At 45.4% G+C, this 25,962-nt stretch carries 19 protein-coding genes and 3 tRNA genes; 11 read left to right on the forward strand and 11 right to left on the reverse strand.

What is annotated here, in order from left to right:
• The first annotated feature begins 163 nt into the window (after positions 1-163).
• From DWW81_RS07985 to DWW81_RS08000, 4 genes are all read left to right on the forward strand, one after another.
• Positions 164-1,264 carry a peptidoglycan bridge formation glycyltransferase FemA/FemB family protein gene (locus tag DWW81_RS07985; RefSeq protein WP_041337421.1) on the forward strand — a complete coding sequence of 367 codons (1,101 nt, stop codon included), beginning with the start codon at positions 164-166 and terminating at the stop codon, positions 1,262-1,264.
• Positions 1,265-1,358: 94 nt separating this feature from the next.
• A complete protein-coding gene (locus tag DWW81_RS07990; protein WP_147339772.1) occupies positions 1,359-2,252 on the forward strand; it encodes a hypothetical protein in 894 nt (297 codons plus the stop codon).
• 15 nt (positions 2,253-2,267) lie between these two features.
• Entirely contained in the window at positions 2,268-3,173 is a 906-nt protein-coding gene (locus DWW81_RS07995; protein ID WP_325208510.1) for a DUF368 domain-containing protein, read from the forward strand.
• A 520-nt stretch (positions 3,174-3,693) separates the two neighbouring features.
• Positions 3,694-6,105, forward strand: coding sequence for a glycogen/starch/alpha-glucan phosphorylase (locus tag DWW81_RS08000; RefSeq protein WP_117897294.1), 2,412 nt, complete (start codon positions 3,694-3,696; stop codon positions 6,103-6,105).
• A gap of 374 nt (positions 6,106-6,479) precedes the next feature.
• On the opposite strand, the gene rnr is transcribed toward DWW81_RS08000, so the two are convergent.
• The 9 genes from rnr to mscL all read right to left on the reverse strand — a co-directional run bounded on the left by rnr (position 6,480) and on the right by mscL (position 15,698).
• On the reverse strand, positions 6,480-8,591 hold the full coding sequence (gene rnr / locus DWW81_RS08005) for a ribonuclease R (protein ID WP_117897295.1): 2,112 nt from the start codon (positions 8,589-8,591) through the stop codon (positions 6,480-6,482).
• Between the two features lie 15 nt (positions 8,592-8,606).
• Positions 8,607-9,368 (reverse strand): GNAT family N-acetyltransferase, encoded by a 762-nt coding sequence (locus DWW81_RS08010; protein ID WP_117897296.1) that lies wholly within the window; start codon positions 9,366-9,368, stop codon positions 8,607-8,609.
• Positions 9,369-9,432: 64 nt separating this feature from the next.
• Positions 9,433-9,687 (reverse strand): preprotein translocase subunit SecG, encoded by a 255-nt coding sequence (secG, locus tag DWW81_RS08015; protein WP_022287545.1) that lies wholly within the window; start codon positions 9,685-9,687, stop codon positions 9,433-9,435.
• 84 nt (positions 9,688-9,771) lie between these two features.
• Complete coding sequence (locus DWW81_RS08020) at positions 9,772-11,208, reverse strand: DUF389 domain-containing protein (protein WP_117897297.1); 1,437 nt, start codon at positions 11,206-11,208, stop codon at positions 9,772-9,774.
• 18 nt (positions 11,209-11,226) lie between these two features.
• Entirely contained in the window at positions 11,227-12,393 is a 1,167-nt protein-coding gene (locus tag DWW81_RS08025) for a serine hydrolase domain-containing protein (protein WP_117897298.1), read from the reverse strand.
• Between the two features lie 136 nt (positions 12,394-12,529).
• A tRNA-Ser gene (locus DWW81_RS08030) sits at positions 12,530-12,621 on the reverse strand.
• An 86-nt stretch (positions 12,622-12,707) separates the two neighbouring features.
• Entirely contained in the window at positions 12,708-13,301 is a 594-nt protein-coding gene (locus tag DWW81_RS08035) for a hypothetical protein (RefSeq protein WP_117891525.1), read from the reverse strand.
• 22 nt (positions 13,302-13,323) lie between these two features.
• On the reverse strand, positions 13,324-14,958 hold the full coding sequence (locus DWW81_RS08040; RefSeq protein WP_041337415.1) for a class I adenylate-forming enzyme family protein: 1,635 nt from the start codon (positions 14,956-14,958) through the stop codon (positions 13,324-13,326).
• Positions 14,959-15,248: 290 nt separating this feature from the next.
• The gene (mscL, locus tag DWW81_RS08045; RefSeq protein ID WP_117897299.1) at positions 15,249-15,698 is read right to left on the reverse strand and encodes a large conductance mechanosensitive channel protein MscL; all 450 of its coding nucleotides are present in this window, start codon (positions 15,696-15,698) and stop codon (positions 15,249-15,251) included.
• 228 nt (positions 15,699-15,926) lie between these two features.
• On the opposite strand from mscL, the gene DWW81_RS08050 reads away from it, so the two are divergent.
• From DWW81_RS08050 to DWW81_RS08070, 5 genes are all read left to right on the forward strand, one after another.
• A tRNA-Gln gene (locus tag DWW81_RS08050) sits at positions 15,927-16,002 on the forward strand.
• 25 nt (positions 16,003-16,027) lie between these two features.
• Positions 16,028-16,103 (forward strand) — tRNA-Gln (locus DWW81_RS08055).
• Between the two features lie 201 nt (positions 16,104-16,304).
• Positions 16,305-18,065, forward strand: a complete 1,761-nt coding sequence (locus DWW81_RS08060) for a D-alanyl-D-alanine carboxypeptidase family protein (protein WP_117897300.1) — start codon at positions 16,305-16,307, stop codon at positions 18,063-18,065.
• A gap of 267 nt (positions 18,066-18,332) precedes the next feature.
• On the forward strand, positions 18,333-19,526 hold the full coding sequence (coaBC, locus tag DWW81_RS08065) for a bifunctional phosphopantothenoylcysteine decarboxylase/phosphopantothenate--cysteine ligase CoaBC (RefSeq protein ID WP_117897301.1): 1,194 nt from the start codon (positions 18,333-18,335) through the stop codon (positions 19,524-19,526).
• A gap of 50 nt (positions 19,527-19,576) precedes the next feature.
• Entirely contained in the window at positions 19,577-21,688 is a 2,112-nt protein-coding gene (locus tag DWW81_RS08070; RefSeq protein WP_117897302.1) for a glycoside hydrolase family 36 protein, read from the forward strand.
• Between the two features lie 281 nt (positions 21,689-21,969).
• Here DWW81_RS08070 and lnt read toward each other — a convergent pair whose 3' ends face one another.
• Positions 21,970-23,397 carry an apolipoprotein N-acyltransferase gene (gene lnt / locus DWW81_RS08075; RefSeq protein ID WP_181982703.1) on the reverse strand — a complete coding sequence of 476 codons (1,428 nt, stop codon included), beginning with the start codon at positions 23,395-23,397 and terminating at the stop codon, positions 21,970-21,972.
• Between the two features lie 60 nt (positions 23,398-23,457).
• Here lnt and DWW81_RS08080 point away from each other — a divergent pair, with 60 nt between their 5' ends.
• Entirely contained in the window at positions 23,458-24,810 is a 1,353-nt protein-coding gene (locus DWW81_RS08080) for an HD domain-containing protein (RefSeq protein WP_117897304.1), read from the forward strand.
• A complete protein-coding gene (locus tag DWW81_RS08085; protein ID WP_117897305.1) occupies positions 24,770-25,264 on the forward strand; it encodes a VanZ family protein in 495 nt (164 codons plus the stop codon). The genes DWW81_RS08080 and DWW81_RS08085 overlap by 41 nt, the downstream gene beginning before the upstream one ends.
• A gap of 122 nt (positions 25,265-25,386) precedes the next feature.
• On the opposite strand, the gene DWW81_RS08090 is transcribed toward DWW81_RS08085, so the two are convergent.
• Positions 25,387-25,803, reverse strand: coding sequence for an Hsp20/alpha crystallin family protein (locus DWW81_RS08090; RefSeq protein WP_117897306.1), 417 nt, complete (start codon positions 25,801-25,803; stop codon positions 25,387-25,389).
• Between the last annotated feature and the right edge of the window lie 159 nt (positions 25,804-25,962).

A 25,962-nucleotide genomic window follows, 5' to 3' on the forward strand; every position in this document is an offset into this window, starting at 1 on the left:
TCTCTCTTTTCTTTTTTCTTAATTTTGTCCAATATCTATTGTAGCACTACAACTCCTCACTCCTCACTTAAACTCCCCCCTTGATTTTTCCCGTAATATGTAGTATAATGAATGAGATAGTGCATAATAACAGAAAAAATCTTACAGAGAGGATCTTTATAAAATGGAAATAATCAATAAGTCCGATGAAAAACTCCTTGCAGAATATGAACAGTTCGCAAGCACCAGCAAATACGGCAATTTCATGCAATCCCTCAAATGGCCGAAGGTAAAGGACAACTGGGGCTGGGACGCTGTTATCTCCCGTGACGCTGACGGCAATATCCGTGGAACTTGCCTTATCATAATCAAAAAAGTGCCTATCTTCGGTGTTACTTTTATGTATGCCCCTCATGGCCCTGTTTGCGATTGGTCTGATAAAGAGGTCATGACCGACCTTTTCGAGGGCGTAAAAGTGCTTGCAAAGAAATACAAATGCTACCAGTTTATGTGGGACCCTTGCTTTGAGGAGGGCGACGACAAGTGTACAAAGCTTATCGAGGACATGGGCTTCAAGCACATACACAAGGCGGCTGAGCTGACCACTATTCAGGCTCGTAATAACTATATGCTCAGAAATATCGAGGGCAAGACCCCTGACGAGGTAATGGCGACTTTCAAGCCTGACTGGAGAAACCGTATCAGAAAAGCCCCTAGAAAGGGCGTTTACTGCAAGGCTTGCGGCACTGAGGCTCTTGACGATTTCTACCCTCTTATGCAGGCAACAGGTATCAGAGATGGCTTCTCTATCCGTTCAAAGGAGTATTTTGTAAAAATGCTCAATGGTCTTGGTCCTGAACACTGCCGACTTTTCATGTGCTATGTTGACGAGGACGGCAAGCAGATACCGTTGTCAGGTGCAGTAACAACACAGTATGCAGGTAAGACCTGCTATGTTTACGGTGCTTCAGCAAACCACCACAGAAACCTCTACCCTAACTATCTCATGCAGTGGACGATGATAAACTGGGCTTTGGAGGGCAAAAACTATATCTATGATTTTCAGGGCATACCATTCTACAACGATGAAACAAACCCTAACTACGGCGTATACAAGTTCAAAAAGGGCTTTAACGGCGAGGTCGTTACCTATGAGGGCGAATTTTTCTACATTTTCAAGCCTTTCATGAAGAAAGTCGTAGACTTCTGCGAAAAGATAGTTATGGATAGACACGAACGCAAAAGACAGAAGCTTCTCAAAAACAGAAATAAGGATATGCAGTAGACAGCAATAGATTAAATTTAAAAGTTTATGAACAGTTTATACATTTTTACCCATTCTTTACACAGACAACATTTGATTTTTACTTATATGTGATATGATTTACAAAGAGGTGAGCAAGGTGCATAAAGGCGTTATAAGGACCTTGTGGCTCATTGCCGCATTGAGCCTGATGCTTAGTTATGCTGTGATGTGCATTGCATGGCTTTCAAAGGGCTGTCGCTATGGAGCGCAGTTTTGCATAAACGTTTTTATGAGAGCGCTTCCTCTTTGTCTTATATTCCTGTGCATCATCGAGCTTGCAGGGCTTTTCATATGGGTCTTAAAAATAAAAAAGCTCGAAAGGCTCTACGCTAAAAAGGGCGGCTGTGACGAATATTTTGAGCTTCTTGAAAAATATCTTCTCAGGCAGAACAAAGATAAGGGTCACGGGCTTTTGAAGCTTGCCGCTGTTTACATTTCAGAAAAACGCTTTGAAAACTGTTTTCTCACACTTGACCGTATAGCTTTTGATAAGCTTACCCCCTCAGATCAGAACAAGTATTTTGAACTGCTTCTTTACGGCAGGCTCATGTCAGGTGATATTTCTCAGGCAAACGAGATATTTGTTTCGGCAGAGCATTACTTCAAGCGAGGTCTTCTCGGTAAACGCAATGGACAGATGCTTTTCACCCTTGGTCTGCTGGAGTATTTCAACGAACGCTTTGAAGCGGCGGTGAAGTTTTTTGACAGCGCAGAGAAAAGCCGTGACGCCGACAAGACGCTTAGGTGCAACTGTGAGCTTTACAAGGGCGAGTGTTTTCTCGCTCAGGGTGATGTGAGATCGGCAAAGGCTTCGGCTGAAAAAAGTGCGGCGCTCGTTAGTGACGATAAGCAGGAAGCACAGCTTGGAAAGCTGATGACACAGGTAGAAAAAGCTTACATCAGAACAAAAGAAAAGTCTGCTGATACGAAAGCAGACAACACCACGGAAGGAGGATATGCCTTTTAAGGCATAGAAACAAGTATGATAATAAACGCACTCAGAGGCTTTTGCATGGCTCTTGCGGACAGTGTCCCCGGAGTTTCGGGAGGAACTATAGCGTTTCTGCTAGGCTTTTATGACAGCTTCATAAATTCCCTTAACGACATTATGGGACGTGACAATGCAAAGCGTAAAAAAGCATTTTTCTTTCTTATAAAGCTTGGCGTGGGCTGGGTGATCGGTATGCTTCTTGCAGTAAGCGTGCTTGCTAACGTGTTTGAAAGCGGCATCTACAAGGTAAGCTCGCTGTTTCTGGGCTTTATCATTCTGGCGATACCGGTCATGATAATGGAAGAAAAAGAGAGCATTAAGGGCAAATATTACAACATCGTATGGGCTGTTATCGGCATTGCTATCGTTGTGGGCATTTCCCTTATAAATCCCTCCGGCAGCGGTGCTGACGTTTCTCACATGAATATAGGCACAGTGATATTCGTTGTTCTTGCAGGAATGTGCGCAATATCTGCAATGGTGCTTCCCGGCATTTCAGGCTCCACCATACTTCTCACATTCGGTCTTTATATGCCTGTTATCACGGGAATAAAAGAGTTCCTTCATTTGAATTTCGAGTATTTCGGACTTCTCTGCTCTTTGGGTATCGGCATTATCCTCGGGGTGTTCGTTACTCTCAGGCTTATCAAAAAGGCTCTCGAAAAGTTCAGAAGCCAGACTATCTACTGCGTTATCGGCATGATGATAGGCTCGCTGTACGCCATAGTTATAGGTCCTACAACGCTTAAAGAGCCTAAAGACCCTATGTCATTCGGCACATTCAGCATCGTATTTTTTATTATCGGTGCAGCGATCGTGTTCGGTATTCAGGTAGCAAAGAGCGTGTTTGACAAGAAACAGCTTGCAAAGGCTGAAGAAAAGATAGAAGAAGAATAGAACTTTTGTTATCAGGACGGTTAAGGCTGTCCTGATTTTTTATTCAAACACATATCATATGACCTATATGCCCACCTAGCAAATTCATATTCTTGTGATTATATAAAAACTACCGCCCCTACTGCCCCATTTTGCTGTTCATTCTTCCAAAATCAGCATTTTATACAATTGAACGCCTTGACAATTATGCAACTATACCATATAATAAAATTAGGCAAATACTATATCCTGTATTATATTCCAAACATAATATGACAACTATTGCAGAAATAACATATCAGCGTCTATGATTTCTACAAATCATACGCCTGCCCTATGTAGAAAGTGTTTAAATTTTAGGGGCGTTTGGCATTTTTTCTTGCAAAAATTGTCGGCTTGTGGTATAATTATCAGGAGCAGGGGCGTGCTATTCCCCTCAATGGGTGAAAACTTTCCTTATTTCTTAAACGTTTTCGCCAATACAGTAATAAAGGTGCAGAGCGCAAAGCTCGGCTTGAAAGTATATAGGAGGTAAAGATTTATGGCAAATAATGCTGTAGAAAAAACAATTTCCACGCAGGAACTTAAAGAAAAGCTTCTTGACGTTCTTCACAACGATTTCCAGACAACACCTGAGGATGCTTCCGACCAGCAGGTATACGAGGCTCTTTCTAAGATCGTTGTAGGAATTCTTAAAGCTAAGAGAAGAAAGTTCACCGTTAAAACTCAGTCTGAGGGCAAGAAGAAGGTCTACTATCTTTCAATGGAATTTCTTATGGGAAGAAGCCTTAAAACTTCTCTTTATAACCTTGAAATGCAGAAGCAGGCTACAAAGGTTCTTAAGGACATGGGCATTTCTATAAACGGCATTTACGAGTGCGAGCCTGACGCAGGTCTTGGCAACGGTGGTCTTGGAAGACTTGCTGCCTGCTATCTTGACGCTCTTGCTGCCGACGGCTATCATGCTACAGGCTATTCTATCTGCTATGAATACGGTATCTTCAAGCAGAAGCTGGAGGACGGCTGGCAGACCGAGCTTCCTGACAACTGGCTCCCGGGCGGCTCTGTATGGCTCGTTCCTGTTCCGTCAAAGGCTGTCGAGGTTCGTTTTGACGGCGAGCTTAAGGAATACTGGGACAATCAGTATCACTGCGTAACTCACGAGAACTACACATCAGTTATGGCTGTTCCATACGATCTGTTCGTATCAGGCTACAACAGCGAGGCTGTTTCAAAGCTCAGACTTTGGAAAGCTGAAATGGCTGACTTTGATATGTCAATGTTCAATCAGGGCGACTATCAGAAGGCTCTTAGCAAGAACATCATTTCACAGGCTATCACAAAGGTGCTTTATCCTAACGACAACCACGCAGAGGGCAAGTCACTCAGACTCAGACAGCAGTATTTCCTTTGCGCTGCTTCTATCGGCGATATCGTAAACCAGCACATGAGCGTTTACGGCACACTTGACAATCTCCATGAAAAGGTAGCTATCCACATCAACGATACTCACCCGACACTTGCTATCCCAGAGCTTATGAGAGTTCTTCTTGATGATTGCGGCTATTCATGGGACAAGGCTTGGCACATCGTTACAAACACATTTGCATACACAAACCACACTGTAATGCCTGAGGCTTTGGAGAAGTGGGACTGCAACCTCCTCAAGAGCGTTTGCCCTAGAATCTTCTCTATCATTATCGAGATAAACGAGCGTTACTGCAAGGATCTTTGGGAGAGATACAAGGATCAGGCTAAGGTTTCACATATGTCTATCGTTGAGGACAACAAGGTGAAAATGGCTACTCTTTGCGTACACGCTTGCCACAGCGTAAACGGCGTTGCAAAGATACACTCTGAAATCATCAAGAAAGAAACATTCAAGGACGAGTATCTTGACACACCAACAAAGTTCAAGAACGTTACAAACGGTATCGCATACAGAAGATGGCTTTATCAGTCTAACGAGGGTCTGACAGATCTTCTTTGCGAGAAGATAGGCGACGGCTTCCTCAAGAATGCCGCTGAGCTTTCTAAGCTTGCTGTATTCAAGGACGACAAGGACGTTCTTGACAGACTTGCAAAGATCAAGCTTGACAACAAGAAGAGTTTTGCAAAGTATGTAAAGAATCAGTACGGCGTTGTTCTCAACACTGACTCTATCTTTGACGTTCAGGTAAAGAGACTGCACGAATACAAGAGACAGCAGCTCAACGCTTTGAACATCATAGCACAGTACAATTACCTCAAGGCTAATCCAAACGCTGATTTTGTACCAAAGACATATATCTTTGCTGCAAAGGCTGCTCCTGGCTACTACATGGCAAAGCAGATCATCAAGCTTATCTGGAACATTTCTCAGGAGCTGAAAAAGGACAAGAAGCTCAACGAGAAGCTCAACGTTATCTTCCTCGAGGACTACAACGTATCACTTTCTGAGATACTCATGCCAGCAGCAAACATCTCTGAGCAGATCTCACTTGCTGGTACAGAGGCTTCAGGTACAGGTAACATGAAGCTTATGATAAACGGTGCTATCACACTGGGTACTCTTGACGGAGCAAACGTTGAGATACACGAGCAGGTAGGCGACGACAACATCATCATCTTCGGTATGAACGTTGACGAAGTAAACGCTTGCAAGTCAGGCTACAAGCCTATGGACATCTACAACTCCAACGCAGTTGTTAAGCAGGCTATCGACACACTTCAGTACGGCATCAACGGACAGCAGTTCAACGAGATCGCTGACAGCCTGAAGAACTCTGACCCATACATGGCTCTCAAGGACTTCGATTCTTACCAGAAGGCACAGGCTTACGCTTCTGAGTGCTACAAGGATCAGACAAAGTGGCAGAAGATGAGCCTTGCAAACATTGCAGGCGCAGGAATTTTCTCCGCAGACCGTTCTGTTGAGGACTACGCTAGAGATATTTGGGGTCTTTCAAAGTAATTTATTAATAAAAAAATTATCGGACAGTTGCTTGGTGCGACTGTCCGATTTTTTGTACATATACGCAATTCATGAAACGATAAATTTGTAAGACCAAAAGATGAGCGAAAGGAACGGGACGCCGAGAGCGTCGTCCCCTACATGGTTCGAGCGATGTTTATACAATGTGAAAATCAACATAAATAGTGATGTGCGAGAAAAGCGGGCTGTCGAGGGCGCCAGCACCTACATTGTTTGTGCGATGTTTATTCAATGTGAAAAGCAACATAAATAGTGATGTGCGAGAGAAGCGGGCTGTCGAGGGCGCCAGCCCCTACATTTTTTTAACACACAAAAAAGGACGGCTTTTTTTCACCGTCCTTTTGATTTCTAATTTAGTCCTCGTCAGCAAGTGCAAAATCTATCTTGCCAGAGTTTACATTTGCGTTTATCACCTTTACTCTGATAGCGTCGCCCACACGATATTCCATTCCGTTTGTAAGGTTTTTCAGGCTTACCATATCGTCGCAGACATACTCACCGTCAGGCATATTGTCCGTGTGAAGAAGTCCCTCGCAGGTGTCAGGAAGTGCGATAAAAAGACCGAACTCAACGGCTGAAACCACTGTTCCCTGAAACTCATCACCGATATGAGCGTTCATATACTCAGCCTTGTAGCAATCCTCACAGCTTCGCTCCACCTGCATTGCGGTAAGCTCCGTCTTTGTGGACTGGTCGGCTGAGGCGTAAACGAACTTGTTGAACTTTGTGGCGCACTCCTCTGCACTGCTGCCGCTGAGAAAAGCTGACATTATTCTATGGATAGTCAGGTCAGGGTAACGTCTGATAGGAGAAGTGAAGTGAGCGTAATCTTCCAGCGCAAGTCCGAAGTGACCTACAGGCTCGGTGGAATATCTTGCCTTTGACATACTTCTCAGAACGATATTGTTCATGATAAGGTCGATATCAGTACCCTTTGCGGCTTTGAGTATCTCCGACATATCCCCAGGGCAAGCCTTTTCGCCCAGCTTATACTGGACGTTGAGCTTGACAAGCGCTTCTCTCAGGGATTCAAGCTTCTCATCTGACGGCTCTTCGTGGATACGATAAACGAACGGCAGGTTATTATCCATGCCAAATCTTGCGGCACACTCATTCGCCACCAACATGAAGTCCTCGATAATCTCTTCACTTCTTCCACGAGTACGCTGCTCAACGCCAACGCAGATATCCTCGTCATTGATGATGAGCTTGCTTTCAGAAGTTTCAAGTTCAGGACAGCCACGGTTTTTCTTGTTTTTATACAAAATATCCGCAAGCTCTTTTATCAGCGGCAGCTGGTCGGAGACCTCGGCATACTTTTCTTTAAGCTCAGGGTCGTCACTGCCTGCCAAAAGTGAATTTATCTCAGAATACACGCCCTTTACACGGGAGCGGATAACGGTTTTTGCAAACTTATACTCGGTGATATTGCCCTGCTTGTCAAGCTCACAAAGACAGGAAAACGCCAATCTGTCCTCCTGCGGATTGAGGGAGCAGATACCGTTTGAAAGCTCTTTCGGGAGCATTGGTATAACACGGTTTGCGTAATAGACGCTTGTGCCACGCTTGAAAGCCTCGTTATCAAGCTGTGACTTAGGCTGAACATAATGGGAAACGTCAGCGATATGAACGCCAAGCAGGTAGCCGGTTTTGGTACGCTCTACGGAAATTGCGTCGTCGATATCCTTTGTATCTGCGCCGTCAATGGTGAATATCGGCTTGTCACGGAGGTCAAGGCGGCTCGGTATCTCATCTTTTATCCTTGAATAATCGGACACTTCCCTAGCTTCATAAATGACCTCGCTTGGGAAAACAGGGGTCAGACCATTGACCTCCAGAACGCTCATTGCGCAGGCTGAGGCTTTCATGGAGCTTCCATAGCTTGAAACTATCTCGCAGACGTGTTCAGAGTGCCTGTTTCCACGCTTTGTGACCTGTGCCACCACCTTATCGCCCTCGTGAAGCTCAAGCCTCATAGGGTTCTCAAAGGTCATTGCATATTTTGACAGCATATCAGGAACGATTTTCAGCACTCCGAACTCGCTCACAAGCTCCCCTGTGAACTTAGCAAAATTCTCCTCCACAATGCTCATGACCTCGCCCTCGGTGCAAGCTCCCTCGCCCTTGAAGGTTCTCACAAGGACGATATCGTGTGGCATTGCGCCTTTGAGGTACTTGCCCACAACAAAAATTTCCTCGTCAGTGTCAAGATTTTTCACGAATCCATAGGTCTTGTTGAGCCTTACCACCTCGCACTTGACGAATTTCTTAGGGTCAACGAGCCTTATGCCGAATTTATCTTCCATTATCTCGCCGTTTTTCTTCATTTTGTCAACGGCTTTTGTGAATTTTTCAAACTCAAAGCCCTTTCCTCTGCATGATCTCAGCAGTTCTTTGAAAGTCAGCGGCTTTTTGCCTGCTTTTTTTAACTTTGAATATATTATTTTTCTGTAATCTAACTTCATAAATTTCCTTTCTTTTTACTTATATTCCAACGCTATGTATTCATCTCTGAACACAAAGCCCATTTTCTGTGCTATTGAAAGCGAGGTGAGATTTCGTGCGTCCCAGTGAGGTGTAAGCCCACGGCGTACACATTCCAGCAAAAACGCCGCCGCAGTTATCTGTGCAAGACCTTTCAGACGGTATTCTTTACGGGTTGAAACTTCTATCTCAACGCCTTTATCGTAGTATGAGAACGCAGAAGTTCCGCTGACTATCCTGCCATTATCAGTGAGCACATATCCGAAGCCATGGGCTGAAAAGTCCGCAAAGTCTTTAAAATTGCACACAAAGGACTCCGACCACTGCTCTGCCAAGGCTTTCTTATAAAGTTCTTCATCTATCATTGACAGTTTAAGCTGTCCCATATTTTGTACTCTTGATAATGTTTCACGCAGTTTGTCGGTATCAAAGTCGTTTTCAGGCGGACAGGTGTGATATCTTTTGACTATTTTAAGCTGTCCGTCGCAGGCACACAAGGCTTTTGCAAGCTCCTCGCTGTCAGGAACTATGACTGCGTTTTTGTTATCGCTGCAAAATTTGAGCATATCAGCCCCAAAGCTTTTGTCACCTGCGGCAAAATAAAAGTCGCCGCAGCATATGACCGCCGCAGTTGGTGCGGTGGTATCGTCGCAAAAGGCATTGCCGAAAATGCCGTCAAAATATGAAAACATCAGCGAGTCATAAAGATCCGCAAAAAGCGGTCTTATCTTATTCTTTACACCGTCTGCACATTTCATTACATTCTTTTCCCCATTCTTACTTTCTGCAAAGAAAAAGCCCTGCACGGAGCAGGGCGGGTAATTATTTCTTGATCTGATAAATAATATTTACAGCAAGAGTTATCACGAATATCAGTATCGCACTTATCCTTGTCAGTCTGTTAAGCTTAGCGTCCTTGGTGTTTGAACCGTTCTTTCCATAGAAAGAATCGTTATATCCACCGCCGATAGCAGATGTAAGACCCTGCTCTTTGGTGTCCTGCGCAAGAACTACAAGTATGATAACGAGGCTGGCTACGATCAGCAGTGCGCCTGCAACGATCTCAATTACGCTCATTTTTGTTCCTCCAAAACATAATTATACATTTTAATATATTATAGCACACATCTTCTCAGATTGCAAGGGGTTTTCAGAATTTTTTCAATTCTTTTTCTTTTTGTCGGTGCTTTCAGCCTTTGAGGTGGTATCTTTCTGCTTCTCCACCTGCTGGATAACTGTGACGTTTGACACGTCAAGACGTTTTTTCAGAAGCTCTGTGACAGTTTTGAGCTGTTCATCGGTAAGAGCCTTGTTCTCATATAGCACCACTGTTACGCCATTAACTGTTGTGGGCGAGCCTACTGAATGACTGCTCATGTGACCGCCTGCCGCACCTGTTATGTTTGGATAAACGATAGCAAGCTCCTCGGCGATATCGCTCATGTCTATATCATAGCTCTGATAGCTGTCAAGCTGTGCTTTCAGATTTTCATTCTCAGCTTTAAGGTCGTCGTTTTCTTTCTGTGCAAGCACCTGTGCCACCTTGTTCTGTGTTTCCTCATCGTCGGCATTCTTTTCAAGCATCTTTTCGACCTCGTCAGCGGTAACACCGCTTTCCACCTCGGTCTGTGTTATCACAAGCTTATAATCTCCCAATCCGAAAGCTTTCAGCTCGCTTTGAAGCGCCTTTGTATCGGCAGTGCTTATCTTCTTGCCAAGAAGTGCCACTTCTATCATACGTTTATCGGTATCTATTGTTTTCTGCACTATCTGAGTGCCGTCAAAGTCAAAATTCTCGGTGATAAACTTCTCTGCACTGCTGTTATCCATTGTCTTTTTCACAATATCATAGCCAAGATAAATACTAGGCAGCATGGTAATAACTGTGATAAAAGCGATATTTCTGTGTATCTTTTTCAAAGCCTTCGGGGAAATATCGTTGCCGTGAGGCAGCCTTAAAAGCTTCAGTACAACGATAGCCGCAAGGCAGATGAAAAAGCTGTTTATGAAAAAGAGATACAATGCACCGCCGAAATAGTCAAGGCGGTGTCTTGCCAAGCCGTAGCCTGCAGTACAAAGCGGAGGCATGAGTGCTGTTGCGATAGCCACGCCTGGGATAACGTTGCTTTTCTCCTTACGGGTCTGACCTATTATGCCGGCAAGTCCGCCAAAAAGGGCAATAAGAACGTCCCACGCTGTAGGTGTGGTTCGGGCGAGAAGCTCGGAAGAGGCTGTGGTGATAGGTGAGATAGTAAAGTAAATAGTCGAGGTGATAAGGCAAATAACCACCTGTATGCAAAGTCTTATCGCCGCACCCTTTGAAAGAGTCAGGTCATTTGTGGCGATTCCGTAGCCTATGGCTGTTATACCGCCCATAAGAGGCGAGATGAGCATAGCACCGATTATAACGGCGGTGGAGTTCATATTAAGACCTATGGAGGCTATAAGTATGGCAAGCATAAGGATACACATATTAGTACCCTGAAGTTTCGCACCGGATATTATGGTGTTATGTATCTCATCAGGGTCAGCCATATCCCAGCGCAGACTGAACATATTTCTAAGCCCTTGTATAAATCTGCCTTCCTGTAATTTCAAATCTCAGACCTCCTCTGCTTATTTTACTGCACCCCATGCGATGTTCTGCAAACGCCTTGCAGAATCGGTAGTGCCTGCGCCTGTCTGCTGGATAAAATAGAGTATGCAGAGCTGTTCTTTTGGGTCAAGGCTGAAATAGCAGCCCATCCAGCCGTCCCAGCCGAAAGAGCCTTCTGACTGGATAAGTCCTGCGGCGGAAGGGTCTTCAAGGATACGCATGAAGCTGCCGTAGCCGTGACCCTTTGTGCTATCCCAGTTAAGGGTCTTGCGCTGTTCAGGTGTAAGACCGTTTCTTGTCATGAAATCGACCGTGTTTCTGCCGAGTATCCTCACGCCGTCAAGCTCGCCCTTGTTCATAAGCATTTTAGCAAACTTTGCATAGTCCTCTGCAGTGGAAACAAGACCTGCTCCGCCCGACTCAAAGGCAGGAGGTACAGTGTAATCAGTAAGGCAAAGGTGGAAGTGAGTGAAAGGCTCGTTTCCGCCATTTTTGTATTCATAGCACTGGGCAAGTCGGCTGTACTTTTCCGCTGGGATATAGAAGCCTGTATCGTTCATACCGAGGGGTTCAAAGATCTCTTTTCTAAGAAAATCTCCGAACTTCATGCCGGAAACCACCTCGATAACAGCACCCATGATGTCAGCAGACGCACCGTACATCCACTTTTCCCCGGGGGAGAACATAAGAGGACGCTTGCCCATTTCCTTGGCAAAGCTTACGGTATCCAGAAGCTTTTCGCCCTTGAGATATTTTTCAGACTGCTCGCCCCAAAGCGCACCCATTTTCTGACCTGCGGGAGTGCCGTCAGGATAAGGGATACCGGAAGTCATGGTGAGCAGGTCGCCTATGGTTATATCTCTGTCGGCAGGACGCTCACCGTTCTCATCAAGAACCACAGGGTCGGAAAACTCAGGGATAAACCACTTGAGCGGGTGACGAGTGTCGAGCAAGCCACGCTCGATAAGTATCATTGTGGCAGCGGCTGTAACAGGCTTTGACATAGAAAAAAGTCTGAAAATGCTGTCAGTTTTCATAGGGATATTTTTCTCCTTGTCAGCAAGACCAAAGCTTTTGAGATAGACAGTTTCACCTTTATGGATAACGCTGAGAACTGAGCCTGAGAAAACACCGTTGGTTATCTCTTTTTGTGCAACAGCGTCGAGATATTTAAAATTTTCGTACATGATAGACCTCCGTGTTATGATGTTTGATATATAGGATTATAACACAGTTCGGGTGGAAATGCAAGATTTTGTGTGGCAACAAAAAAATCCGCCCTACCACAGTAAGGCGGAATTAAGTGCAGGGGCAAGCCCCTGCTGGCGGAGATGGAGAGATTTGAACTCTCGCTACGGTTTTGCCGTACTACCGCATTTCGAGTGCGGACCCTTCAGCCACTTGGGTACATCTCCTTGTGTCAACTATACTATTATACAAGTAATCACAAAAAAAGTCAAGCCCTTTGTGCAAATTTAAGCACAAAGAGCTTGTCCATCATCTATTGCTGAGCACGCCTCTGCATTTCCTTAACATATGCAAGCGTTTCAGGCGTGTAGCCTACCATTGCGTTGGGACAACATTGGGAAAGCAATTGCATAAGCCCCATGGCGGTATCCTTGCCCTTGGCATATACGTTAAAACGCAGTATATTCTTCTTGTGCTTCGTGCAGACGATTATCTCGTTGGTGTAGCTAATGAAATTCATACTCGCTGTGTGCTGGTAAATGCCGTAGGCTTCCTCTCGCCAGCACATCTGAAATGGCGCTTTCTTGTTGGCAAGCACCCTGTCGGATACGATAATATGATCGTCCTGATATTGTATATTGGCGTAAAGCTCGTCAGCCTGCTGTAAAAGATCGGGATTGGCTTTGAATATGCCGCTCTTTTCAGGGTGCGTCCTCCGTGACGTACCAAATATAAGAAATATAACACCAGGCGTAAGCGCAAAAAGTCCAAGTATCAATACGCCGTATTCACCGGCTACTACCGCCGCAAATGAGATAAATCCACCCATTAGCGTGAGTATCACACCGCCAGCTATCATTGCTATCATTCTTTTTCGTATGTTGGCAAATACTACTTCTCGTCCCATTTTCGTTACCCCTCTTTACTTTTTATCCGTGATTCTGCTTTGCCACAAGGCTCTCTCCGCAGTATATCTTCCTGAGCTTCGGCTTCTCTATCTTGCCCGTCGGGTTTCTCGGTATGTCTGCAAAAATTATCTTGTGCGGACGCTTGTATCTCGGAAGCTTCTGACAGAACGCCATTATCTCTTCCTCTGTGCATGGGTGGTCTGGCTTTAGTTCGATTATTGCCGCCGCTATCTCGCCCAAACGCTGGTCAGGCAATCCAATTACTGCCACGTCCCTGATAGCGTCGTGACTTCTCAAAAAGTCTTCTATCTGTACAGGGTAAAGATTTTCTCCACCACTTATAATAACGTCCTTTTTGCGGTCAACAAGGTAAATAAAGCCGTCCTCGTCCTCCTGAGCCATGTCGCCCGTGAAAAGCCAGCCGTCTTTAAGAGTTTCAGCTGTCGCCTTTGGATCTCTGTAGTAGCAGGTCATAACGCCGGGACCTTTTACGCAAAGCTCGCCCACTTCGCCACGCTTTACAGTGTTGCCCTTATCATCAACTATCTTGACCTTCCAGCCAAAGCCTGCCTTGCCTATTGCGCCTACCTTGTCAATGTTATCCACACCAAGGTGTACACAGCCTGGACCTATAGATTCGCTAAGACCATAGTTAGTGTCATATTTGTGGTTAGGGAAAACCTTTTTCCAGCGTGCAATAAGTGACGGCGGAACAGGCTGTGCGCCTATGTGCATAAGCCTCCACTGTGAAAGCTCATACTTTGAAAGTGTCACCTCGCCACTGTCGATAGCGTCAAGGATATCCTGCGCCCAAGGCACAAGAAGCCATACTATAGTACACTTTTCCCTTGATACAGTATCAAGTATAAATTCGGGCTTCACGCCCTTGAGAAGCACCGCCTTGCCCCCTGAGATAAGGCTTCCGAACCAGTGCATCTTCGCACCTGTGTGATAAAGCGGAGGGATACAAAGGAAAACGTCCTCCTTTGTCTGACCATGATGATTCTGCTCAACTCTTGCGGCGTGCATAAGGCTCTCGTGATTGTGCAGGATAGCCTTCGGGAAGCCTGTTGTGCCTGACGAGAAGTAGATAGCCGCATCGTCCTCATCAGTAAGCTCTATGTACGGAGTAGTGCTTGCACAGTTTGCAGTGAGCCTGTCATAATGCTCTGCAAATGACGGACAGTTCTCGCCAACATAGAAAAGAAGTCTGTTCTTGCTTATCTCATCAGCTATCTCCTCAACTCTGCCGATAAATTCAGGGCCAAATACAAGAATATCCACCTCGGCAAGGTCAAGACAGTATTTTATCTCTTCAGGAGTGTATCTGAAATTCAGCGGCACTGCAAGCGCACCCGTCTTGAGGATACCAAAATAAATAGGCAGCCATTCAAGACAGTTCATAAGCAGAATACCCACCTTGTCACCCTTTTTTACCCCACGGGATAAAAGCAGATTGGCAAAGCGGTTAGCCTTTTCGTTGAAAACGCTCCAGGTTATCTCACGGCGATAATGACAGACTGGGTTAGGCTCGATAAGCTCATATTCCTTCCAAGTCACACGTCTGGTTTCTCTGATCTCAGGATTGACCTCTACCAGAGCAACATCGTTTCCGAACTCTCGTGCGTTACGCTCCAGTATCTCGGTTATAGGCATACAAAAACTTCCTTTCATAATTAAAAGCTTGAAAGCTAGAAAACTTAAAAGCTTAAAAGTATTCACAAACATATATGTTATTATTTTATCATATGATGACAAAAAAGTAAAGAGATTTAAAACAGAATAAGTGACAAAGTGAAAGATAAATAATTGTGGAGTTTTTACAGAAGAAAAGTGTTTGCCCCTACCTGAATTTGAGCGAATACCGTCAAAAAAGATAACCGCAAAAAAAAGACAGCCCCACATGGGAGCTGCTCCTTAACTTAAAAAGTGTACCGTTTCAGATCTTATTCTTCTGCCTTTTCTTCCTCTTTGCTCGCCTCAGCCGCCTGCTGTGCCTTGAGAAGATCCCTGATCTCTGTAAGAAGCACTATGTTCACCGGTGGCTCTGCAGGCTTTTCAGGCTCTTCATGCTTGCCAAGTGACGCAAGCTTGTTTATGACCTTCATTATTACAAAAATAACGAACGCCATGATTATGAAGTTGATGACTGCCGTCAGAAATGCGCCGTAGTTTATGTACTGATTTCCAAGCAAATGTATCTTGCCCTCTACGTCAGCGCCGCCTATACAGCCTATTATCGGGTTGATAAAATTTTCCGTAAACGACGTCACGATATTCTGAAACGCAGCGCCTATGATAACGCCCACTGCCAAGTCCATGACGTTTCCTTTGAGAGCAAACGCCTTGAACTCATTTACAAACTTCTTGATAAAACCTTTTTTCTTCTCTTCCATAACGGTTACGACCTTTCGTTTTTTGTTCCGAGCCACGCTCTTATGGTCATTTTATCACATATTTTGACCATTTTCAATAGTTTTTCTACAAAATCGTACGGTTTTACGTCGTTTCGCACATATATGTTAATACACTGTAAATGCTTTGTAAACAAATATGAAAAGGTATTGCATTTCCCGAAATGGTGTGCTATAATGATTAAGCTGTTTGAGTGAGGGACATGACGATGGGATATAGCCAAGAGGTAAGGCAGCGGACTTTGACTCCGTCATTCCGATGGTTCGAATCCATCTATCCCAACCAAAAACAAGCTAAATCGAACAAACATTGGGGTGTCGCCAAGTGGTAAGGCAACGGACTCTGACTCCGTCATTCCGAAGGTTCGAATCCTTCCACCCCAGCCACAAAAGACCGTAGATTTTTTCTGCGGTCTTTGTTTTTTTATACATTCTTTCAGCAACCAAAAGAGAGGTTTTGCAACTGAGTATAAGTAAACATAAAAAACAAAATGTGAACAAAAATAATTTGGGATTGCGTGTTTACAAACTGGTAAAAATGTGTTATACTTAAAGTGCAAAAGAATTTCATCAAAGGAGGTCTGAAAAATGAAAAAGATAATAAACAGAAAAAATGCAGCGGCATTGGCTTGCGCCGCTATGATGATATGTGCGGCAGGTGCTGTGCCTGACAGCGTGCTAAGTGTGAGTATGCCTGTGCAGGCGGCTGAAGCTGCGGTGCAGACAAGTCTGCCTCAGGTCACAGGGCTGACATCTAAAACGCCTGATATAAGCTCCATAAGACTTAGCTGGAACGCCGTGAATGGTGCGGACGGCTATTCTGTTGGAATGCGTTCAAAGGGTCAGTATCCTGAGATAGCAGACGTTACGGACACTACATATCTTGTTACAGGTCTGCCTGCGGCAACAAGGGAGAACTTCAAGGTAAGAGCCTATAAGATAGTGAACGGTCAAAAGGTCTACGGCGACTATTCAGTAAACTACAATTCCGCCACAAATCCCCGCCCTATAAGCGGTCTTAAAGCTCAGACGGGCAATGCTTCTGTTAGCCTTTCATGGAAAAAAGTGGGCTGTTCAAACTATCGTGTCTTTATGCTGAAAAACGGCAAATGGAAGCAGATAGCGCAGACGAATACAAACAGCTACACTGTCAAAGGACTTGACGCAGGAAGCTATACATTTAAAGTAAGAGCCTGCAAGCGTGACGATAAGGGTGCAAATCACTACGGCAAATATTCGCAGGAGATAACGGCACAGGCTGTCAAGGTGGACAAGGTCACTGGTCTGACATCTAAGACACCTAACACAAGCTCTATAAAGCTTAGCTGGAACGCTGTGAACGGTGCGGACGGCTATTCTGTTGGAATGCGTTCAAAGGGTAAATATCCTGAGATAGCTGACGTGAAAGGCACGACCTACACTGTCAAGGGTCTGCCTGCGGCAACAAGGGAGAATTTCAAGGTAAGAGCATATAAGATAGTAGACGGAGTTAAGATATACAGCGACTATTGTGAAAACTACAATTCCGCCACAAATCCAAGGAAGGTAACAGGAGTAAAAGCTTCTGACATCACCGCTTCTACACTTGACCTTAACTGGAAGTCTGTAGGCTGCACAAGCTACAAGGTGTTTATATACACAAACGGCAAGTGGAAGAACATAGCTTCATCTACGGTAAATTCCTGCGCAATAAACGGACTTTACGCAAAGACTACATACAGATTCAAGGTAAGAGCCTGCAAGACGGACGATAAAGGTTCAAATCACTATGGAGCATATTCCGAGGAGATAACCGTCAAGACCCCAGACCACACTGTCGAGGTCATAAACGGCATGAGCTATGTTGACGGAGTTCTTTTGGCGAACAAAACATATTCCCTTCCTGCAAGCTACGACCCAAAGGGTCTGACCAAAGAAACATCTGCGGCATTCAAAAAGATGCAGACCGCTGCATATAAAGACGGCATAAGCCTGTGGGTATGCTCAGGCTACCGCTCTTATTACGATCAGAGGTACCTTTATAATATGTACTGCAACCGTGACGGCAAGGCTGCGGCAGACAAATACCCCGCAAGACCCGGCTACAGCGACCATCAGACGGGCATGGCAATAGACGTAAACAACGCCAGCGACTCATTTAATGGTACAAGAGAAGCCAAGTGGCTTGCCAACAACTGTGCAAAATATGGTTTTATAATTCGTTATCCAAAGGGCAAAGAGGCTTACACCGGTTATCAGTATGAGTCTTGGCACATAAGATATGTAGGCACGCCTTTAGCACAAAACATAACCAACAGCGGACTTTCTCTTGAAGAATACTTCGGGATAACTTCGCAATACAAGGATTGACATATGGTTCAGACCGCTGTTCACGGGCATCTGTGAACAGCGGTCTTTTGTTATTATCCATGCTCACTTATCACTTGAAATCTTGCATTTCACCATGATCTGTGTTATACTATATTTAAGGTAATACCGCACAAAGATCGTGCGTCAGATGCGTAGTCAGATTTTTTGTCAGATCGCATAAAAATTCCGCAGGCAGATGGCGTGCAAAGCCGTCAGGCGGGCTTTGTGCGGTGTTGCCTTATATATTCCACTAAGGAGGTCATCTCTATGCTTCTTTCAGGTAAGACGGTCGTTCTCGGCGTCAGCGGCAGTATTGCGGCTTACAAGATCCCAACTTTAGCAAGGCTGCTCAAAAAGCAAGGCTGCAATGTTCAGGTACTCATGACACAGAACGCCACTCAATTTATAAACCCTATCACTTTTGAATCCCTCACAGGCAACAAGTGCCTTATAGATACTTTTGACAGAAATTTTCAATACAGTGTTGAACACGTTGCTCTTGCAAAGCAGGCTGACCTTGTTATGGTCGCTCCTGCTTCCGCTAATGTTATCGGCAAGATAGCATACGGCATTGCTGACGATATGCTCACTACCACTGTCATGGCTTGCCCTTGCAAGAAAATGATATCCCCTGCCATGAACCACAATATGTATCACAATCCTATTGTGCAGGACAATATCCGGAAGCTTGAGCGTTTCGGCTACGAGATGATCGCTCCTGACAGAGGTATGCTTGCAAACGGTGATGACGGCGACGGCAGAATGCCTGAGCCTGAGGTGTTGTTTGAATACATTCTTCGGGAGCTTGCTTTTGAGAAGGATCTTGCAGGCAAAAAGGTGCTTGTTACGGCTGGTGCGACCATGGAGGCTATCGACCCTGTGAGGTACATCACTAATCATTCAAGCGGAAAAATGGGCTGTGCGGTGGCTAAGGCGGCTATGCAAAGAGGCGCAAAGGTGACGTTGGTGGCAGGTCACATGGAGGTTTTGCCGCCTATGTTCGTGGACGTTGTGAACGTAAAGTCTGCGGCGGATATGTTTGAAGCTGTCACAAATCTTGCTCCTGAGCAGGATATTATCGTAAAGGCGGCGGCTGTGGCTGACTACACGCCTGTTGCGGTGGCTGACAACAAGATCAAGAAGTCTGACGATGACATGAAGATAGAGCTAAAACGCACGCAGGATATCCTCGGCTATCTCGGTCAGCACAAGCGTGACGGTCAGGTCATATGCGGTTTTTCCATGGAAACGCAGGACGTTATCAAGAACTCTGAGAAAAAGCTCACCAACAAAAACTGCGATATGATATGCGCAAACTCACTAAAGACCGCTGGCGCAGGCTTCAAGACGGACACTAACGTTATCACCCTTATCACTGAGGGCGGTGCTGTGGAGCTGCCTATTATGACCAAAGAGCAAGCCGCTCACAGGATACTTGACGAGCTTGCGGCAATGATATAAGTATACGATAATATGTACAGATAAATAGATCACGAAGGGAAATACCCAATATGAAACGTATTGAGATATATGAAAACGGCATTAATATAGTATTTGAGATAACAGACGACAACGAGGCGAAGCTTCTGCACTTCTCTGCTCTGCCTTTTGATGAAGCCAAGACGGCTTCATACATGGGGTTGAAAGCTTTCAGACCTGTAGAGATACAGGCGAGCGGTATCGACCGCCCTGACGAGCGTCACGGCAACAAATATATTGTGACCGCTCCGGGCTGGAGAATGAAGTTCAAAGACTTCCGTGATGTGAACAATGACCATGGCAGAAAGCTTGAGCTTGTGACATTTGATGAGGACACAGGTCTTGAAGCTGTGTCCCACTATCAGTTTTACACCGGCACGTCTGTTGTACGCTGTTGGACTACCCTTACAAACAAGGGCAGCGAGGTACAGACCATTGAATATATGTCCTCCTTTGCGCTGACGGGCGTAGAAAAAGAGGGTCTTAAAAAGCCTGAGGACAAGATGAAGATATGGGTATGCCACAACTCATGGCAGCGTGAATTGCAGTGGCAGGACTACACCCTTGAACAGGTGGGGCTTGCTTCATCTGCTAAGCCTACGGAACAGCGTTCGTCAAAGGTATTTGCCTGCACAAACGTTGGAAACTGGTCGGCAAAAGAATACATACCAATGGGTGTGCTTGAAAACACAGAAGCAGGCTCGGTGCTGTTTTGGCAGATAGAGCAAAACGGCTCTTGGCACTGGGAGCTTTCGGACGTGGGCGGACACTTCTATTTGCAGCTTTCTGGTCCGTCGGAGATAGAGTCCCACTGGTATAAAAACCTTGTGCCTAATGAGAGCATAGAAAGCGTGAAATGTGCAGTAGGCTCGGTGACAGGAAGCTTTGACAAGGCTATGGGCGAGCTGACGAAATACCGCAGAAAAATACGTCGTCGCAACAAGGATAATCAGAGGCTTGCGGTAATATTCAACGACTACATGAATTGTCTGTGGGGCGACCCAACGGCTGAAAAGGAGTTTCCACTTGTGGACGCTGCGGCAGAGGCAGGCTGTGAATATTTCTGCATTGACGCAGGCTGGTATGCTGACGGCTTTTGGTGGGACGAGGTCGGCGAATGGAAAGAGAGCAGAAAGCGTTTTCCTAACGGCGTAAAGGAAGTTGCCGACTATATTCGCAAAAAGGGCATGATACCCGGACTTTGGCTTGAAATAGAGGTCATGGGAATAAAGTGTCCGCTTGTGGACAGCGTTTGTGATGACAGTTGGTTCTTCACACGTCACGGCAAGAGGGTCTATGACAGAAGCCGTTATCAGCTCGATTTCAGGAATCCGAAAGTCCGTGCTCACGCTGACGAGGTAATAGACAGGCTCGTTTCTGAATACGGCATAGGCTATATAAAAATGGATTACAACATAGAGCCTGGCATCGGCACTGAGCAGAACTGCGACAGCGTTGGCGAGGGTCTGTGGGGTCATGAAAAGGCTTACCTTGAATGGCTTGACGGTGTTTTTGCTCGTCACCCTGACCTTATTATAGAAAACTGCTCCAGCGGCGGACTCAGAATGGACTATGCGATGCTTTCAAGATACTCCATTCAGTCCACCTCAGATCAGGACGATTACAAAAAATACTGCACCATTGCAGCGAACTCCCCTACTGCCCTTTGCCCTGAGCAATCGGCTATCTGGGCTTATCCTATCACATCAGGTGACAGGGAGGAAGTTGTTTTCAACATGATTAACGCAATGCTTTTGAGAATACATCAGAGCGGTCATCTTGGCAACATCGACCCTGAACGCAAGGCACTCGTTAAAGAGGCTATCAGCGTTTACAAGAAGATAAGGGCGGACATAAAGGAAGCAGTGCCGTTCTGGAGCTTGGGACTGTCCAAATTTTCGGACGACTGGGTATCTCTCGGTCTGAGAAACGGCAACAAGGCTTATCTTGCCGTATGGAGGAGAGAGGGTAAGAGCGACACCTGCGCTCTGCCTATCGACTTCCTCAAGGGTGTTGACGCAAGGGTGAAGTGCATTTATCCTGATTTCAGCGAAACCCCTGTGGAGTTTTCAAAGACAACGGGCAATGTTTCCGTTAAGTTTGACAGACCTTATATGGCTAGACTTTTTGAGATAGAGTGGTAAAAATACGAGCTTGGTAGGGTTTCTGTAGTTTGTGCAAAAAAATGCGGGCGAACAATGTTCGCCCCTACATATGAATTTGTGCTTTGGCACGATCTTGTAGGGGAGCGGCGCAATTTCTGTTCGCAAGCTCACAGAAATACGACGTCCCGCTCCTCGAGGTTTCGCCTTATAATTTATCGCACAAACCCTGAAACCCGACAAAGGGCGGTAGGGGCGAACACTGTTCGCCCGTCGGATATCGGAGTTGTCTGATACACCTAATAAGATTGTGTTGCTCAAAGTTACCTGCCAATAAGGGTAACTTTTCCCCACACCGCACCTTTTGATTTGTCCGATTTTACGGACAGCTGCTCGCCTGTGGGAGATATTATCGCTGATATTCCGCAGTTTCCTGCACGGAGGACATATCTTCTGTTCTCAACGGCTCGCATTATGCAGTGGCGGTAATGCTGTTCACGGGCGGAGCTTTTGCCGAACCATGAATCGTTGGTGGAAACGCAAATTATCTGTGCGCCCTGCTCTTTCTGTCGGCTCACAAGGCTTGGAAAAATGGACTCTATGCAGATAACAGAGCCTATGGTCATGCCGTCTGAGGCGAGGGGCTTGGTGTGTCTTTCGTCTGCACATTCGCTCATAGTGTCAAGGTGGAAAATGCCTGCAAAAGGTGTCTTTTCACCGAAAGGCACAAGCACTTGTTTCAGGTAGGGCGAAGACGCAATGCCGTTTTTATCATAGGCGAAAAGGGCGTTGTAATCCTTGCCGTTTTCAAGATAGAACGAGCCTGTCACAAGGGTACACCCATGGGTGTCGGCAAAGTCTGATATAAGGGAAAATTCTTTTAGCTGTTCGTCATAGTCTTTCGACACGGCAGTTTCAGGAAGCAGAACAAGGTCAGTACCCCACCGCCAACAGCTTTCCATTATAGAAAGATAGGAGCGTGCTGAGTCAAGGGCTTTACGGTGTGATTTTTCCCTGCCCTCCAGACTATCCTGTGCGCAGATAACGTCTATCTGAGGGTAGATGTTATCAAGCTTTTTGTCGAGGTTTATGGAATAAAGTCCGTAGCTTAAATTTGCCCCCTGCAAAAGCAGTGCAAAGGCGGTGTAGGCAAAACGCTTTTTGCCGGTATATATCTCCCCATGCAGACCGTTGAGCAGGAAAATTATAAAGCTTGTAAGGCGGCAGCTTATAAGCGTGGCGGATTGCAAAAGCAGTGGCGAACTTGTTACAGCTAGCCATGCCGCAGACCACGGAAACGCCAAAATCGGAACTTTCTCTTGAAGCCACTCCCCTGCTGTCAAAAGCAGGCAGAGCAAAACTATCTCAGACAAACGGTGTTTGAGATGCGGTCGCAGGGGCAGGAAAAGGCTCAGTGGAAGATACATAAGGATACACTCCCACAAGGTCAGACCTAACCACGCTAAAGTGGCAAGAGGTATAGAGACAAAGGACGGCAGAGGACATATTTTCCATATGGTGAGCATAAAAGTGAGCTGAAAAAGATAATATGGTACAAAAAAGCACAGAAAATCAAGCCTGAAAGCCCTTCTTTCATGGCAGACTGACAGGCAATGCACCATTGGCGCAAAGATAAAAAACGCAAGCCACGGCAAATTCAAGATAGATTGCATAAGTGCGCTCACTATACCCGTGAGGGCGAGGAACGCTCTCCGTGAGATTTTAGGGTCAATTATTTTCGAGATATTCATGTAAATATTATGACCCGAAAGTCGCACATAATTCACAAAACTATAAAGGGAGGCAGTAAATTGGAGATCTTTATTCCGCAGTTTGTCAGAACGGCTCTTGACAGGCTGAATGAGTGCGGCTACGAGGGTTATATAGTCGGTGGCTGTGTAAGAGATAGTTTGCTTGGCAAAAAGCCTCATGATTACGATGTCTGCACAAACTGCACCCCTGACAAAATGCTTGAAGTTTTCGCAAATTTCCGCACTATTGAAACCGGGCTGAAGCATGGCACGCTCACTGTTTTGATAGAGGGCGAACCGGTGGAGATAACCTGTTATCGCAGTGACGGAGAGTATATAGGGCATAGAAAGCCTGCTCAGGTGACATTTGAAAGCTCACTGGAAGAGGACTTAAAACGTCGTGACTTTACTGTGAACGCTATGGCATACTCACCGAAAGAGGGGCTTATTGACCTTTACGGTGGACAAGGCGACCTTGAAAAGGGCATTATAAAATGCGTTGGCGAGCCTGAAAAGCGTTTTGACGAGGACGCTTTGAGGATATTAAGAGGGCTGAGATTTTCTTCATGCCTTGGGTTTGAGATCGAGGAAAAGACCTCAAAGGCTATCCTTGAACAACGTGAGCTTTTAAAAAGCATTTCCGCCGAACGCATTGCGTCGGAGCTTAAAAAGCTTCTCTGTGGAAAGGGTGCAAGGAAGATATTGCTTGACTATCGTGAGGTCATAGCGGTGTTCATACCTGAACTTCGGGAAAGCTTTGATTTCAGGCAGAACAATCCCCACCATTTTCTTGATGTTTACGGTCACATTTGTTTGAGCGTTGAGAACGTCAGACCACAGTGGCAGATGAGGCTTACTATGCTTCTTCACGATATCGGCAAGCCGAGAATGCACACTGTTGACGAGAACGGCATTTCGCACTTTAAAAAGCACCAGTTCCAGGGGGCTTACATGGCGGAGAAGATATTAAAAAGGCTCAGGATAGACAATGCGTCGGCGAAATATATTTATGAGCTTATATGGGAGCATGACAACAGGATAGCTGCCACGAAAAAATCGGTGCGAAGATTTATGGCTCAGCATGACTTTGACTTTGTTATGGATTATCTGGAGGTGCGCAGGGCTGACACATATGCCCAGTCTGACTACAAACGGCAGGAAAAGCTTGCAGAACTTGACCATATCGCAGAGCTTGCAATAGAGATAAAAGAGGACAACGAGTGTATCCACATTTGCGACCTTGACATAAACGGCAAGGATCTTATACAAATGGGCTTGGGCGGAAAGGATATCGGCATTGGACTTGAGCTTGCATTGAATGGTGTTATAGACGAAAAGGTGGAAAACAAAAAAGAGGAGCTGAAAGGCTACATTGAAAACAACTTCAAAAGGCAGGATAAAGATAATACTTAAAGGGTCGGCACTTGTGCTGTGGTGCGTGGTGATATTCATGTTTTCGGCAAACAATGCTGACGAGTCCAACAAGCAATCAAATGCGGTGTTTAACACAGTGATAGAATTTGTCAACCCTGTATATGACAGCCTTGACACTACAGCGCAGGCGGAATACAAGGACACCGCAACGTTCATCATAAGAAAGCTTGCGCATTTCAGCGAATACGCCTTGCTTGGAATATTGGCGTTCATCAATTTTTCAAAGGTGAAAAAGCTTGTATACAGAGGGCTTTTTGCGGCGTTGTTCTCTTGCATCTACGCTTCAAGCGATGAGATACATCAGCTTTTCGTGCCGGGGCGTGCAGGGCAGGTGCGTGATGTTCTTATCGACACAAGCGGTGCAGTGGCAGGAATTTTACTTGCCATACTAATACGAAAAATATGGCTCAAAAGCCGTGAGAAAAAATCGTGATAACAAAAAAATATCCGTGGGGGCATTTCGCTCTCACGGATATTTTATTCTAGCAAAACCTATTGCAAATCATATCGTGACCCATTGGTATCACCTCATTCAAAGCCTTGGCTTTACCTAAATCACTTTATCTCAAGTCTTTTGGTTTCAGGCTTTACCTCCTGCATCTTTGGCAGGTCAAGGGTCAGGATACCATTCTTGTACTCTGCGGAGATATTGCCCGTATCAATGCCTGTAAGGTCAAAGCTTCTCTGATAAGAACCGTATGTCCTCTCACGGCGGATATACTTGTCTTTCTTATCCTCTGTCTCTGCCTTATGCTCAGCGGTAAGAACAAGATCGTTGCCTGAGATGTCAAGCTTGATATCGTCCTTATCAAAGCCCGGAAGCTCTGCTTCCATTACATATTTGTCGCCCTCGTCCTTGATATCGGTCTTGAAGCTCTGGAGTGCATTTTCTCCAAAGAAATCATTCTCAAAATCATGGAATGCGTTAAACAGGTCGTAGCTCTTTCTTTCAAATGGTGTAAGTCCAAACATATAAATTCCTCCTTGATGTGTTATATCTTAATTTATCTTGTAAGCTTTTATAATTTATTCTGCTCTTCCATTGGTATCATTTCCTTTCTTCATTGTCTTTATGATACCCCTGCTATGTGTTCATTGTGTGAAGATATTGTGAACATTAGCTGAATTTTA

The sequence above is a fragment of the Ruminococcus sp. AF17-1AC genome (assembly GCF_003461385.1).
Classification (GTDB): Bacteria; Bacillota; Clostridia; order Oscillospirales; family Ruminococcaceae; genus Hominimerdicola; species Hominimerdicola aceti.